General features: G+C 68.2%; 14 protein-coding genes and 1 pseudogene. 7 read left to right on the plus strand and 8 right to left on the minus strand.

All coding sequences use genetic code 11. From position 1 onward, the window contains the following. Window positions 1-32: 32 nt before the first annotated feature. Window positions 33-845, plus strand: a pseudogene (locus ACWD26_RS41625) (IclR family transcriptional regulator domain-containing protein); the annotation flags it as partial. A gap of 133 nt (window positions 846-978) precedes the next feature. Here the strand turns inward: ACWD26_RS41625 and ACWD26_RS41630 are convergent. The 8 genes from ACWD26_RS41630 to ACWD26_RS41665 all read right to left on the minus strand — a co-directional run bounded on the left by ACWD26_RS41630 (window position 979) and on the right by ACWD26_RS41665 (window position 7,475). After that, entirely contained in the window at window positions 979-1,932 is a 954-nt protein-coding gene (locus ACWD26_RS41630) for a PDR/VanB family oxidoreductase (RefSeq protein WP_451278562.1), read from the minus strand. Beyond that, window positions 1,929-2,111, minus strand: coding sequence for a hypothetical protein (locus ACWD26_RS41635; RefSeq protein WP_257537723.1), 183 nt, complete (start codon window positions 2,109-2,111; stop codon window positions 1,929-1,931). Before ACWD26_RS41635 ends, ACWD26_RS41630 begins: the two co-directional genes overlap by 4 nt. Next, window positions 2,108-3,172: an aromatic ring-hydroxylating dioxygenase subunit alpha gene (locus ACWD26_RS41640; protein ID WP_451278564.1), complete on the minus strand. Its 1,065-nt coding sequence runs from the start codon at window positions 3,170-3,172 to the stop codon at window positions 2,108-2,110. The genes ACWD26_RS41635 and ACWD26_RS41640 overlap by 4 nt, the downstream gene beginning before the upstream one ends. Before the next feature lie 143 nt (window positions 3,173-3,315). Next, window positions 3,316-4,461 (minus strand): N-methyl-L-tryptophan oxidase, encoded by a 1,146-nt coding sequence (gene solA / locus ACWD26_RS41645; RefSeq protein WP_451278566.1) that lies wholly within the window; start codon window positions 4,459-4,461, stop codon window positions 3,316-3,318. Window positions 4,462-4,482: 21 nt separating this feature from the next. Next, entirely contained in the window at window positions 4,483-5,886 is a 1,404-nt protein-coding gene (locus tag ACWD26_RS41650; protein ID WP_451278568.1) for an NAD(P)/FAD-dependent oxidoreductase, read from the minus strand. Next, window positions 5,883-6,230 (minus strand): SDR family oxidoreductase, encoded by a 348-nt coding sequence (locus ACWD26_RS41655; protein ID WP_451278570.1) that lies wholly within the window; start codon window positions 6,228-6,230, stop codon window positions 5,883-5,885. The genes ACWD26_RS41650 and ACWD26_RS41655 overlap by 4 nt, the downstream gene beginning before the upstream one ends. A gap of 20 nt (window positions 6,231-6,250) precedes the next feature. Continuing rightward, the gene (locus ACWD26_RS41660) at window positions 6,251-6,736 is read right to left on the minus strand and encodes a RidA family protein (protein WP_451278572.1); all 486 of its coding nucleotides are present in this window, start codon (window positions 6,734-6,736) and stop codon (window positions 6,251-6,253) included. A 58-nt stretch (window positions 6,737-6,794) separates the two neighbouring features. Beyond that, the gene (locus ACWD26_RS41665) at window positions 6,795-7,475 is read right to left on the minus strand and encodes a haloacid dehalogenase type II (RefSeq protein WP_451278574.1); all 681 of its coding nucleotides are present in this window, start codon (window positions 7,473-7,475) and stop codon (window positions 6,795-6,797) included. Window positions 7,476-7,902: 427 nt separating this feature from the next. On the opposite strand from ACWD26_RS41665, the gene ACWD26_RS41670 reads away from it, so the two are divergent. The 6 genes from ACWD26_RS41670 to ACWD26_RS41695 all read left to right on the plus strand — a co-directional run. Further along, window positions 7,903-8,589 (plus strand): GntR family transcriptional regulator, encoded by a 687-nt coding sequence (locus ACWD26_RS41670; protein ID WP_451278576.1) that lies wholly within the window; start codon window positions 7,903-7,905, stop codon window positions 8,587-8,589. 1,057 nt (window positions 8,590-9,646) lie between these two features. Further along, window positions 9,647-10,132 carry a RidA family protein gene (locus ACWD26_RS41675; protein ID WP_451278578.1) on the plus strand — a complete coding sequence of 162 codons (486 nt, stop codon included), beginning with the start codon at window positions 9,647-9,649 and terminating at the stop codon, window positions 10,130-10,132. Window positions 10,133-10,255: 123 nt separating this feature from the next. After that, window positions 10,256-11,362, plus strand: coding sequence for an alanine racemase (locus ACWD26_RS41680; RefSeq protein ID WP_451278580.1), 1,107 nt, complete (start codon window positions 10,256-10,258; stop codon window positions 11,360-11,362). Between the two features lie 70 nt (window positions 11,363-11,432). Continuing rightward, the gene (locus ACWD26_RS41685; RefSeq protein WP_451278582.1) at window positions 11,433-12,167 is read left to right on the plus strand and encodes an SDR family NAD(P)-dependent oxidoreductase; all 735 of its coding nucleotides are present in this window, start codon (window positions 11,433-11,435) and stop codon (window positions 12,165-12,167) included. Between the two features lie 181 nt (window positions 12,168-12,348). Next, window positions 12,349-12,702: a cupin domain-containing protein gene (locus ACWD26_RS41690; protein ID WP_451278584.1), complete on the plus strand. Its 354-nt coding sequence runs from the start codon at window positions 12,349-12,351 to the stop codon at window positions 12,700-12,702. Window positions 12,703-13,133: 431 nt separating this feature from the next. Then, on the plus strand, window positions 13,134-13,783 hold a 650-nt coding region (locus ACWD26_RS41695; RefSeq protein WP_451278586.1), incomplete at its 3' end, for an extracellular solute-binding protein.

Consider the following 13,783-nt stretch of genomic DNA (forward strand, 5'->3'; position numbering starts at 1 on the left):
GCGCTCTCTGTGCGTCTTTCCGGGAGGCGACGATGCCAGATCGGGACCGGTTCGGCGGAGCACGCGAACCGCACTTCGTCCGGTCCTTCGAGCGGGGCCTCGCGGTCATCCGGGCCTTCGACGCCGAGCACCCCGCGCTGACGCTCAGCGAGGTGGCCCGGACCTGCGAGCTGACCCGGGCCGCCGCCCGCCGCTTCCTGCTCACCCTCGTCGACCTCGGGTACGTCCACACCGACGGCCGGCTGTTCCGGCTGACCCCGCGTGTGCTCGAACTCGGCTTCGCGTATCTGTCGAGCTTCACGCTGCCCGACCTCGCCGAGCCGCATCTGGAGCGGCTGGTCGCGCAGGTGGGGGAGTCGTCCTCGCTGTGCGTCCTCGACGGCGACGACATCGTGTACGTGGCGAGGGTGCCCACGAGCCGCATCATGACGGCGACGATCACCGTGGGCACCCGTTTCCCCGCCCATGTCACCTCGGTCGGCCGGGTGGTCCTCGCGCACCTGCCGGACGAGGAGATCGACGCCCGGCTCGCCCGCGCCGACCTCAGGCCCCTCACCCGGCGCACCCTCGTCTCCGCCGACCAGCTGAGGGCCGAGCTGCGTCGCGTGCGACGTCAGGGGTACGCCGTCGTCGACCAGGAACTGGAGGAGGGGCTCAGATCGGTCGCCGCCCCGGTGCGGGACGGGGACGGGGAGGTGGTGGCCGGTGTGAACATCCCGGTGCACGCCGGCCGCACCTCCGTGGAGTCGGTACGGCGCGACCTCCTGCCCCATCTGCTGGCCACGGTCGCCCGGATCGAGGCCGACCTGTGCGTGGCCGGGACGGCCGCGGGCCGGGGGCGAGGTGTGGCCCCGGGGGCCGCCCTGTGCCGAGCCAATCCCGATGCTGTGGCCGGAGCCGGAGCCGGAGCCGGAGCCGGAGCCGGAGCCGGAGCCGATGCCGGCCCGGGCGGCACTGCCGCCGGACCGGCCGGTGTCACTACAGGTCGAGCACCAGCCGTGCCCCCTGACACCGGGACACGCAGATGAGCATGGTCTCCCCGGCCTCGCGCTCCTCGTCGCTGAGCACCGAGTCCCGGTGGTCGGGGGTGCCCTCCAGGACGTCCGTCTCACAGGTACCGCAGGTGCCCTCGGCGCAGGAGAAGAGCACCTCGACCCCGGCGGCCCGCACGGTGTCGAGCACGGAGACCCCGACGGGTACGGTGACCGTCTTGCCCGTCCGCTCCAGCACAACCTCGAACTCGCTGTCCGGGCCCGTCTCCTGCTCCTTGGGCCGGAACCGCTCGATCCTGAGCGCCCGCCCGGGACACCGCTCCTCGACCGCGTCCAGCAGCGCGCCCGGCCCGCAGCAGTAGACCAGGGCGTCCTCGGGCAGACCGTCCAGGACCGCCCCGAGGTCGAGCAGCCCGGTCTCGTCCTGCGGAGCGACCGTCACCCGGTCCCCGTACGTGGCCAACTCCGCCCGGAACGCCATGGATTCACGGCTGCGCCCGCCGTACAGCAGGGACCACTCCGCGCCCGCCGCCTCGGCCGCGGCCAGCATCGGCAGGATGGGCGTGATACCGATGCCGCCGGCCACGAACCGGTAGCGGGGCGCCGGCTCCAGGGCGAAGTTGTTGCGCGGCCCGCGCACCCGGACCTTGTCGCCCCGCGCCAACTCCGTGTGCACGTACGCCGATCCGCCGCGCCCGTCGGGCTCCCGAAGGACCCCGATCCGCCAGGTCGTCCGGTCCGCCGGGTCACCGCACAGGGAGTACTGCCGCTCCAGCTCCGGCCCCAGCAGCACATCGATGTGCGCCCCCGGCTCCCAGGCCGGGAGTTCCTCGCCCAGGGGATGCCGCAGGGTGAGGGCGAGCACGCCGTCGGCCGCGAACTCCCGGCCCTCGACGACGAGTTCGGCTTCGTACGACGCCGACGGGGATGACGAGGTCATGAGCTGTTTCCTTGCGGCTCGTGTCCTTGGGGGTGGGCGAGCATCCACTCCCACATCTCGATGGGGTCCTGCGCGGTGTGCTCGCGCCCGCAGTGACAGGTGCCGTGCAGGATGTCCGTGCCCGGCAGCCAGTCGATGCGGTAGACCTCTCCGGTCTGGAAGGTGGGAGGTGTGCTCACTGGACCTTCTCCACCGGCTTCTCACCCTGCTCGACCAGCCGGGCGAGGATGCGGCGGGCCGCCAGACCACCGGTGTCGATGTTGATGCTCAGCTCCTGGTAGCCGGTGCGCTCGGTGCCGAGCGTCTCCTGGAGCAGGTTCAGCGCGTCGACGTCCTGCATGACGACCGTGTGGTTGTTGCCCTTGAGGAACTCGGTGACCTCGTCGTTGTCGGTCGCCCAGTCCCGCGAGACCATCCAGAAGTCGTACACCTTGCCGTCCGACGACGGCGTGATCGCGTACGTGATCTCGGTGTGGAAGCCGTTCGGGTCGCTGCCGTCCGCCTCGGGCAGCACGCCGACCGGGGCGATCCGGCTGTGCAGCAGGTACAGGCAGGGGGCGAAGTACTCGATGTCCTGCCAGCGGGTGATCCGGCCCTCGATGCCGGTCGACTTGGCGTAGAACGGCGGGCACTCGGCGTCGTCCATGTGCCGGCTGACCCGCACGATGCCCGCGCCCTCGTCGACCTCGGTGGTGATCGGCGTCTCGGCGACCTCGGGGGTGCCGATGTAGCCGCCGTGCAGATAGGTCTCGTGGGAGAGGTCGAGCAGGTTGTCGACGAGCAGACCGTAGTCGGCGTTGATCGGCTCCATGCCGCGCACGGTGACCCAGCCGGGGGCGGACAGGTGCTTGGCGCGCGGGATGGTCTGAGGGTCCGCGAGCGCCGGGTCGCCTATCCACACCCAGATCAGCGAGTCCTGCTCGACCACCGGGTACGAGGCGACCCGAGCCGTCCGGGGGATCCGCTTCTGCCCCGGCACGTACACACAGGCGCCCGTCGTGTCGTACGTGAAGCCGTGGTAACCGCACACGATCCGGTCCCCGTCCAGCCCGCTCTCCGACAGCGGGTACCGGCGGTGCACACACCGGTCGTGGAGCGCGACCGGAGTGCCCTCCTCTTCCGTCCGGTAGAAGACGAGCGGCTCACCGAGGATCGTCCGGCCGAGAAGTTCCCGCCCGACCTCTTCGGCGTAGGCGGCGACGTACCACTGGTTCCTGGCGAAGGCGGTCATGTGAGGCATGGGGTTCCCGTCCCTGTCGGCGGGGCGTCGTCGCCCCGCGTGCCGTGGTTGGGAACAGGTTCCTGACGGCTGTGGTTGCCGCGCAAGGCGGCTTCTGCCAGGCGGAAGCGTCTCTACGAAAGAGCTGGTCAGGGCCTTGGTGGCTACCTGGTCTTGAACCGGTCCGGACGCACGAAGTCCAGGCCTTGGATCGTCTGCTTGCCGAGCGCCTCGTGTGCGGCGATGTGGCCGTAGCCGGTCGCCATCTTGAAGCCCTTTCCGGAGAATCCGGTGGCGCAGTAGATGCTGTTGTTCTCATCCAGCCAGCCGACGAGCGGATGCCTGTCCTCGGTGAAGAGGTCGGGGAAGGCGTCGGAGCGCGCGATGGTGGGGATCAGGCCGGGGAAGAATTCGGTGACGATCTCGGTGACCTTCTCGATTTCTTCCCGGGTGAGTTCCCTGGGCACGGCGTCCGGGTCGGGGGTTGCCCGTGCGCGCCCGGCCAGCGGTCCGTCCACCGATGCCTTGACCGTCACGCCGTCGACGGCGGGTGCGCCGTACATGGAGCGATCCTCGTACCACCGGCTGAAGGCGGGGAAGTTCTCCGGCGAGAACTGCGTGCCGTCCTGAGCGATGAACCAGGTCAGGACGATCCGATGGGTTTCCGTGACGGCCTTGAGGTGGTCGGGCATGAGCCTTCGGGACCAGCCGCCCGAGGCGACGATGACCTTCTCGAACGTCCAGGTCCTGTCGCCCGAGGTGACGACGACGCCGTGGTCGGTTTCGGTGATGCTGTCCACGGGTGTGTTCTGAAGGACGGTGGCGCCGTTCGCCTGGGCCGCCGCGACGGCGGCGCTGACGGCGCGGTCGGTGCGCAGAACGCCGGCGCGGGGGTCGTAGACGGCGCAGTCGTCGGGGCGGAGGTTGTGCTGGGGGTAGCGTTCGGCCATCTCCTCCCGGCTGAGGACGTGGTGCTCGGCTCCGGTGATGCGTGTCGCCTCAAGGAGGCTGTTGATGTAGCTGCCGTTCGCGGTTCCGATGGACAGGCCGCCGGTGGTGGTGAGGATTTCCTGCCCGGTTTCCGCTTCGAGCTCGGCCCACAGGCCGTGGGAGCGTTCGATGATGGGGTAGTACTCGGGCCTGCCGAGGTAGATCATGCGGAACAGGCGGGTGTCTCCGCCGACGGCACTGCGGCCGTGGGCGGGGGTGGCGGCCTCGAAGCCCACCACCGATTCGGACAGCCGGGAGGCCTGCCACAGGGCCATGCTCCCGATGCTGCCCAGGCCGATGACTGCGAGCTTTGCGTCCATGAGAGCAGTTTTCCTTTTCGTCTACTCGTGAAGTCCGGCGAGGCGGCTGCCGAATCGGGCCAGGAGTGAGGTCTTGCTGGAGCCCCTGCGCTCTTCCCACTGGTCCGCGATACCGAAGAGCCGGTACATGGCATGAACACCCAGCCAGCGGAAGGGCTCCGGTTCCCACTTCGGCGCCCGGTAGCCCACCCAGGGGAGTGTGGTCCGTTCGGTTTCCTTCTCGAAGGCGAGCTCCACGAGAGTCCTGCCGCCGACATAGGACGCCGTGACACCGTGTCCCGCGTAGCCGGTGGACGTTCCGACCCCGGATGCCGGGTCCCAGTGCACGCCGCCGTTCCAGTCACGCGTGACGCCCAGGACTCCCGACCAGGCGTGCTCCACCTCGAAGGGGATGCCCGGGAAGAAGGTACTGAGCTTGTGCGAGATCAGGTCGATGGTGGACTGGGCGGTCGCACCGGCTCCCCCCGTGCCGGACCCGAAGCGGTAGGGGACACCACGGCCCCCTATGGCGATACGGCCGTCCGACGTCCGCTGGGAGTAGATGAACGTGTGAGCGGAGTCGTTGAGGCACTGGGGCCCGTTCCAGCCGATCTGCTGCCACGCCTCCTCCGGCAGGGGCTTGGTCACGATCATCGAGGAATTGACCGGGATCAGGCTCCGGCGGCCCAGCAGTTGTCCCGAATAGCCTTCGGTGCAGATGAACGTCTTCGCCGCGGTGACGCGTCCGTCGGCCAGGGTGAGGGTCTTGTCCGCGACGCTGTCCACCCGGCTGCCCTCGTAGATCCTGACCCCCATGGAGGTCAGGGTGTCGGCGAGGCCGTACACGAGCTTCGCCGGGTGGATCCGCGCGCAGTGCTTGTAGAAGAGCCCGCCGTGGACGGTGGAGATGTTGATCCGGGACTGGAACTCCTCCCGGTCGAGCAGGTGGACTTCGTCGTCGGTCAGCCCGTACTTCAGTTCGGCATCACGCCGGGTGGCAAGCCGGCCCAGCCCCGCCCGCGTGTGGGCGGCGATGAGCGCTCCGCCCTTGTGCTGATCGGCATCGATCCCCTCGGCCTCAAGGATGTCCAGGACCGCGTCGACACCGGCGACGAACTCCTGCTGCAGCGCCCGGCTCGCCTCCAGCCCTCCGCCGACGCGGGCGAAGGTGGCACGGTTTCCCGGAGGCATCGCCGAGAGCCAGCCGCCGTTGCGTCCTGATGCGCCGTAGCCCACCTGTTCGGCCTCGAAGACGGCGATCGAGAGTGACGGTTCGAGCTTCTTGGCGAAGTACGCCGCCCACAGGCCGGTGTAGCCGCCGCCGACAATGGCCACGTCGACGGAGTCCTGGCCGGTGAAGCGGGGGAACGAGGGCCTCTTGTCGGCCAGTTGGGCCACCCAGAAGCCGAGCTCTCCGTTTCGGGGTGGTGCCGCAAGGGCGTTCATGGTGTGTCCTTCATCTGTCTCTGGGAACCGCGTGGGCCGCTGCTGGAAGGCGGTGTGGCCGCCGTCGACGGATTGCGTTGCCCCGGTGTGATGTACGAGGACTCCGACGACGCGAGGAACAGGACGGCGTCGGCGATCTCCTCGGGAGTGGCGAGGCGCTGGAGCGGGATCTGCCCCTCACGCTCACGGCGGGTGGCCTCTGGGTCGTACCTGCGCCGGAAGGACGCCTCGACGACTCGGCCGACGCTGTCTTGCATCGCGTCGGCCAGCAGGATCTGCACCGGGGTGTCGATCGTGCTGGCCGAGGGCGTCGCGTGCATCTTGAAGCCGAGCCACCGCCGCACTGCTCATGAGTGGCTCGCCGCTACACAGCGGTGCAGATGACCTGGATCTCGACAGGGGTGTTGAGAGGCAGCCCGGCGACACCGATCGCGGTGCGGGCATGGCGTCCGTTCTCACCCAGTACCTCGATGAGCAGTTCACTGGCCGCGTTGGCGACCTGCGACTGCTGACCGAAGTCCGGCGTGCTGGCCACGAAGACCAGCATCTGCACGATCCGGACCCGGTCCAGGTCGCCCACCGCCTGCACGGCGGCGGCGAGCGCGTTGAGCGCGGCATGGCGCGCGAGCTCCTGCGCGGTCTCCAGCTCCACGTCCCGGCCGACAACGCCCCTCCCCAGCAGCTCGCCGTCCTTGAAGGGGAGTTGGCCGGAGAGGTGGATGGTGGAGCCCACCGTCCGGTGGGGCACGAGGTACGTGGTGCCGGCGAGGACGGGTAGCTTCAGTCCCAGGGCCTGGAGCCTTTCTGAAGCCGAGTCACCCTTGACGGTGTGAGGCAGGGGCTGACTCACACCGCCACCGCCTTGCTGTGGATCATTTCCTTAGTTCTCAGCTCGGGCGTCAGGGGCATCAGGGGCGCGGCAGGCCGAAGAGGACCGGGAGCTCGGCGATGTCGGTGATCCGCTCGTAGCCGAGCCAGTGCTCGTCGTGCTCCCAGCCGCGGTCCATGTACACCTTGTTCTTGATGCCCATGATCGCCGCGGAGCGATGGTCGTACATGGGGCTCGCGGAGACGTGCACGAGCTCGTCGGGCGTCACGCCGAGCTTGTCAAACGTGTACTCGAAGGCGCGGAGTCGCGGCTTGTAGACGCCCATCTCCTCGGCGCTGATGACGTCTGCGAACGGGGCCTTGAGGTTCTCCGCGAGGCGCACGGCGTGCGCGGTGTCGCTGTTGGTGATGATGACCAGCGGGACCGCCTCGGCCAGGCGGTTCAGCGCCTCGGTGACACCGGGGTACGGGCCCCAGGTGGGGATGGTCTCGTACACCGCCCGCGCCTCGTCCTCGCGGTACTCGAGACCGACGCTGCGCGAGGCGCGTTCCATGGAACGCGCGACGACCTGGTGGAACGGCTGGTACGCGCCCGTGCACTCGTCGATCCGGTACGCCTTGCAGATGCGCAGGTACTCATCGGCGACCTCGGCCGGCAGTCGGTCGCCCAGGACCTCACGCATCGTGTCGTTGATGCTGAACTTGATCAGCGTTCCGTTCATGTCGAACGTCACGAACTTGGGCTTGATGTCGAATCCCACCGGTCCTCCTAGTGTTTCAGTGGAGCAGCCTGTCGCTGGTCGATTGTCGACCATCTCTTTAGTCGATTGTCGACCAAGTGGGTCTCGACTGTCAACAGTGTCAGAGAAGTGCCTCGGAGAGGCTCGGCGCTGAACCCCTTCCGTATGACTGAGGTGATCCGCCGGGCCGGGCGCAATCGGCTCTCGGTCGAGGTCGAGGTCGAGGTCGAGGTCGAGGTCGAGGTCAAGGTCAAGGTCGAGGTCGAGGTCGAGGGTGAGGGCGGGCGAGCCCTTCCATCAGGTCTTGGTCCACTCGCGGGAACGGACGTGCGCAGGTTCGGCGCAGGGAGCTCTGTGCCAGACAGTCAAGTTGAGGTGTGGATGTACCGGCAGAGGTATAGTCGACAAACGACCAAGTGGTCGACAAGCGCCGAGGAAGGGCAACGGGGTGGACCACAAGTTCGAGTGGCAGGAGCAGCGGATGACGACGCCGGACGGCGTCTACCGCACACTGCGTGCCGCCATCCTCGATGGGACCGTACCTCCCGGTGGCCAGCTGCGCGAGGCGCACATCGCCGCTGATCTCGGGATCAGCCGGTCCCCGCTGCGCGAGGCGCTGACCAAGCTGGAGGAGGAAGGGCTCGTCGTCAAGATCCCTTACCGTGGGGCTTTCGTCGTGGAGGTGAGCGCTCGGGAAGTCGCCGAGATCGACTCGGTCCGGCTACGTGTCGAGCCGTACGCCGCCGAGCTCTCGGCCGAAGCACTGCGCGGTCCTGAGCGGCCCCAGTTGCTGCAGACCGTCGAGGATCTCCGCCGGGCGATGGAGAAGGGCGACATCCCGGCCAGCATCGACGCGCACCTTCGATTCCACAGGCTCTTCTACGATCTCTCGGGGCACGGCGTCCTGCAGAGTCTCTGGAGCGGCTGGGAGACCAAGCTGCGCCTCCACCTCAGCGTCGATCACCGCACTTACAGCGACGACCCGCAGCAATTGGTCGTCGAGCACGAGAGGTTGGCCGCGGTTGCCCTGGAAGGCGACACCGACGCCTTCCGCAAGGAACTGGCGGCCCATTTCCCCATGGGGCTGGGAGCCCAGACGGGAGACTCAGGGGAACGCACGCCCCGGCACGTATGAGGCCATGCCGCCTGCGTGAAGCATGCGTTCTCGGCCTGCCCGGACGCCGTCCCTGATCACTGCCGCAGCGTCCGGGCCTCAGTTGTGGCCACGGCTCGGTGCGCCATGCTGGAGGCGCGACCGCGGGGGACAGGATGTCGCAGGGCTGGGCTTGTTCCTGCTCGGCGGTAGCTTCCCCAAGAGGCTCCATGACGTCTTTATCGGATCATCCCGGTGCGCCGTGGTGGGCAGGGGCGGTCGTGGAGTCCACGCTGACCGCCGGACAAGTCCGTCTTGCCCTGGCGGGTGACTTCGGCGGCCATGCCTTCCGGTAGTGCGGTGAAGAGACCGGCGTTCCTCCCGACCTGCAAACATCCGTAGGCGGTCGGCCAGTCCCGAACTCGCCGGGCAGCTCACCTCTCTGCGGCCCGCCCCGGGAGCGGCGGACAGCTCCCCGGCCCGCTCCACCGCGCGCTCCCGGCCCTTGCCCTGAACCGCCACATCGCACCCTCGAACTCACTCAGCAGCCGCTCAGGGTAGGGGCCGTACTTGCCTATCGGCAGGAAATGGCGCGGTCAACCTCCGCCGTTCGTGGGCGAGTTACCCCCGCGTCACGGTCGTCTTCCTGTCGGATCCGCCTAGACGCCGGCGGCGTTTTTCCTGCCGTTGAACGGGTCCAGCCAGTGTCGCCACGCGACGCCGTTGCCGAGCTCGTCATCACGGGCTTGCAGCCAGTCGCTGTAGGCCTGCACATGCTCGTCCGTGCCGAACCCGATGGGCCGGTGAGCCGGGTCCCTGCGTCGACCGTCGTGTCCAGCGGCGGCGGGTCCAGCCGCACGTGGTGTTCCGAGGCCGCGTCGAGGCTGAAGTTTTTGTTGACAGTGCTCGACGGCCAGCCATATGGTCGACAAACGACAATAGCCTGGCGGTTTTAAGTCACCATAAGGCGTTATGTCGCCACTGTTGCTCGAGAGGAGAACCGAGTACAGATGATCAAGATTCATGCGAAGCGGGTTCTCGGGGTCAACTGCGTGGGCATGTGTGGCATGTGCCCTGTTCCGTCCGCGGAGGTGGCGCGATGAGCCAGTCCGTGACTTCGGCAGCGAACACCGACTCGGCTTCCGATCGGCTTCAGGCCTTGGGTCTGGCCCTTCCGGAGCTCCGCGACAACCCGTACTACGTGCACCACCGGACCGTGGGCTCCAGCATCTACATCTCGGGCCAGCTGCCTTACAAGGACGGTTGGCTGCTGGGGCAGGGCACTGTCGGCCGGGACGTCGAGCTCGAGACAGCGCGGTCACTCGCGCGCCATGCCGCGCTCAACTGCCTCGCTGCCGCTGTGCAGGCGGTGGGCGACCTGGACCGGGTCAGGATCGTGCAGATGCTGGTCTTCGTGGCCAGCACGCCGGACTTCGGTGAGCAGTCGCAGGTCGCCAACGCGGCCAGTGAACTGCTCATCGAGGTACTGGGTGAGAACGGACGCCACGCCCGCACCGCGATCGGTGTCGCCGGGCTGCCGCTCAACAGTCCGGTCGAGATCCAGATGGTCTGCACCGCTGCGTAGGGCGGGCCCGACGGCGGTGTACGCCAGTGCGCGCGATATCGCGGGCCGCGCGCGTTCGGCATCCAGGGGGAGTCAGCACCCGCGCCCCTCGGTCATTCCAGGCAGAACCACAAGGAGGGCAGCGTGAACCGGCTGCAACGAGCACTCGACGCTCTGGTCGAGCGGATCGACACCCCCGCGCCGATCGTGCTGGTCGACGTCATGCAGGGGAACATCGACCGCGTTCAGGGCTTCGCCGACCAGCACAACCTCAAGGTCAGGCCGCATGTCAAGACGCACAAGTGTGTGGAGATCGGGCGCCGTCAGATCGAGGCCGGTGCGGTCGGGATCACCGCGGGCAATGTCGGTGAGGCCGAGGTCTTCGCCGCGGCCGGCTTCGACGACATCTTCCTCGCCTACCCGATCTGGGCCGTCGGATCGAAGAAGCCCCGGATCCGTCGGCTCGCCGAGTCCGCCCGGCTGCGGGTCGGCGCCGACAACGTCGCGGCGATCGAGGCCCTCGCCGACGCGATGGGGGACGAACCGGACCGGCTGCAGGTCGTGATCGAGATCGACTGCGGCGCCCGTCGTTCCGGGGCGCCGCCCGAGGCCGCGGGCGATCTCGCGCTCGCCGCCCGCAAGCGCGGCCTGGTCCCGGTGGGCGTCTTCACCTATCCAGGTCACGGCTGCGCCGGCCGGGACGCTCGCCAGCGCGCCGCGCAGGACCAGGAGGCCGCACTCACCACCGCGGTACGCAGCCTCGCCGGTGTCGGGGTCACCGCTGAGGTGGTCAGCGCCGGCTCCACTCCCACCCTCGAGTTCTCCACCAGCAGCGTGATCACCGAGATCCGTCCCGGCGAGTACGTCTTCGGCGATCTGAACAACGCCCGGCTGGGCGCCTGCACGGAGGACCAGATCGCGCTGTTCGTCGCCGGGACCGTGGTCAGCGACTGGGTCCCCGGCCAGGTCATCCTCGATGTGGGCAACAAGGCCCTTAGCAAAGAAGGCAGCCCCGAGATCGGCTACGGCGGCATCGCCGGCACGAAGGCGGTCCTGTCCAAGGTCAACGAGTACCACGGGTTCCTTCCGCTGCCGGACGGCGAGTTCCGCCCCAGCGTCGGCACCGTCGTCCCCGTGGTGCCGAACCACGTGTGCCCGGTCGTCCTCGGTTTCGAGGAACTGATCGTCACCGACAGCACGGGCACGTCGCTGCAGCGCTGGCCGGTCGACGCCCGCGGATTCCTCAACTGACCGGCATGGACGAGATTTTCGTGGCCGAGTCCGTAACCCGACCGACTTCCCCCGTAACGGAGTGCCTGACATGAGACTCAACAACGTCACGGCCCTGGTGACCGGTGCCAGCAGCGGCATCGGACAGGCGGTGAGTTCGCACTTCCGCCGCGAGGGCGCGCGGCTGCTGCTCACCGGCCGCAGGGAGCGACTCGACAGCGCTCAGCCCGACGACCTGTACGTTCCCGGAGACCTCAACGACGAGGCGTTCGTCGAGAGCCTGGCCAAGCAGGCCGCCGAGTCTCTCGGCACCGTCGATGTCGTCGTCCTCAATCACGGCCTGCAGGCCAGCAGTTCACTGACCGAGATGGCCTACGACGACGCGAAGAACGTGCTCGAGAGCAACCTGCTCAGCGCGTTCCTGGTGATGAAGCACTTCGCGCCGCTGATGCCCGAGGCCGGCGGCTCGTTCGTCTGCGTCAGTTCACGGCTGGGCATGGTCGGCATGTCCGGGCAGGTCCTGTATTCCGCCGCCAAGGGGGGCCTCATCATGCTCGCCAAGGGCGCGGCGATCGAATGGGCTCCGCGCAACATCCGTGTCAACGTCGTCGCTCCGGGCTTGACCTCCACCCCGATCATCGAAGCGGCGTTCCAGCGCAGGCCCGACCCCGAGGGCTACCGCCGCGAGCGCGAGAGCACGATCCCGCTCCAACGCCTCGCCACCCCCGAAGAGGTCGCTGACGCGGTGCTCTTCTTCGCATCGTCGGAGTCGTCGTACGTGACCGGATCGGTCCTGACCGTCGACGGCGGGTACACCGCTTCCTGAACACCCCTGCTGGCATCACCACCAGCAATGGGCTAACGACCTGCTCTCCGTCTCGCCTTCTGCCTCGGGCGACCGCCGATCGCGGCCTGACCGCACGATCACGAGTCTCGCGCACGCCGCGATCATCGACCGTGGTCGCGGCTACCAACTTCTCAAGCTTCTCAAGCTCAAAAGGAAAGACATGTCGCTCTTGAAGGCCATCGACACCAATCCGTCCTTCGCGCCACGCGAGTCCGGCCCGCTCCCGGAGCGCCTGATTTCCGGCAACCCGACTTTCAGGACCTGGGCCCAGGACGTCGCCCGTGGGGAGTCGATCCGTACGGGCGTCTGGGAGGCGACGCCCGGCGAGATGCGCTCGATCAAGGGTGAGACCTTCGAGTTCTGCCACATCCTCTCCGGCCTCGTCGAACTCACCCCCGAAGGCGGCGAGCCGGTGGTCTACGAGGCGGGCGACAGCTTCGTCATGAAGCCGGGTTTCGTCGGCGTCTGGAAGACCATCGAAACCGTACGCAAGATCTACGTGACCGTGATGTGATGTCGATGCCGGGCCCCGATTGTCTTCGGGATCTCTCGCGAAGCCACCAAGCCACCTGCTGAGCAACGTCGCCAGGACCGATGCACCGCTCGGCCCGTCCCTCAGCCGCAGGCCCGGCTCTGCTTCATCCCTCACGAGAGCCCTCATGTTCCGGCTCTGGTGAGGACCGCCCCCACCCCCGCTGGTCACCGCCTGTCACGGCTCCAGCTTCCCCGCAGCTACTCACCCGGTCTTCCAGCCGGCGTCGCTCCGACGACAAGGTCGTCGGGGGACTTGATCCACGGTGAACACGCGCCCGAAGCGGCGATCGGCGACGCAAGCGGGCGTGCTCTGTCCGCGTTCGCCACCCTGCACCATCCCACCCCCCCCCACCCGCGAGGTAAAGCCCCCGCACAGCTGGTCCCACGCGTCCCCAGATGAGGAGTATTGCCATGAGTGATGCCCAGATCGGTCGTAGAGCGCTCCTGCGCGGAGCTGGCGGCCTCGCCGCCCTCGCCGCCCTTCCCTCCCTCTCCGCCTGCGGCACCGGCACCAGCCGGTCGGCCGGCGGCAGCGGTGGCAAGGGCGGCAAGACGGTGGTCGTCCGTGACAGCGGCGGTTCCTACGGGGCGGCGCTGCAGAAGGCGATCTACACGCCGTTCACGCAGGAGACCGGGATCGCCGTCAAGGTGCTGAACCTGGACGATGCTCCGCTGCTGGCGCAGATCAAGCAGGGTCGCCCGCAGTGCGACCTCATCAACAACTCGATGATGTCGCACACCAAGTACGTCAAGCAGGATGCTCTGGAAGCGCTGGACCTCGACCGGGTCAAGAGCGTGAAGAGCGCGAAGATCCCGCAGGAGCAGGTCACCGAGTATGCGATCGGCCACGCTTTCTACGGCCAGTGCATCGCGTACCGCACGGACGCTTTCGGCGGTAAGAAGCCGGAGTCGTGGGCGGACTTCTTCGACACCAGGGCGTTCCAGGGCGGCCGTTCGATGTGCAGTCCGGACGGTGACCTGCCGGAGCTGGAGTTCGCGCTGCTGGCCGACGGTGTCCCGATGGACAAGCTGTATCCGCTGGATGTGGACCGTGCCTTCAA

It is taken from the genome of Streptomyces sp. NPDC002787 (assembly GCF_053592095.1).

Coding starts and splice junctions, on each gene's coding strand:
- ACWD26_RS41675 (WP_451278578.1), top strand. CDS start 9,647: ATGAGCCAGTCCGTGACTTCGGCAGCGAACACCGACTCGGCTTCCGAT.
- ACWD26_RS41630 (WP_451278562.1), bottom strand. CDS start 1,932: ATGACCTCGTCATCCCCGTCGGCGTCGTACGAAGCCGAACTCGTCGTC.
- solA (WP_451278566.1), bottom strand. CDS start 4,461: ATGGACGCAAAGCTCGCAGTCATCGGCCTGGGCAGCATCGGGAGCATG.
- ACWD26_RS41650 (WP_451278568.1), bottom strand. CDS start 5,886: ATGAACGCCCTTGCGGCACCACCCCGAAACGGAGAGCTCGGCTTCTGG.
- ACWD26_RS41640 (WP_451278564.1), bottom strand. CDS start 3,172: ATGCCTCACATGACCGCCTTCGCCAGGAACCAGTGGTACGTCGCCGCC.
- ACWD26_RS41685 (WP_451278582.1), top strand. CDS start 11,433: ATGAGACTCAACAACGTCACGGCCCTGGTGACCGGTGCCAGCAGCGGC.
- ACWD26_RS41690 (WP_451278584.1), top strand. CDS start 12,349: ATGTCGCTCTTGAAGGCCATCGACACCAATCCGTCCTTCGCGCCACGC.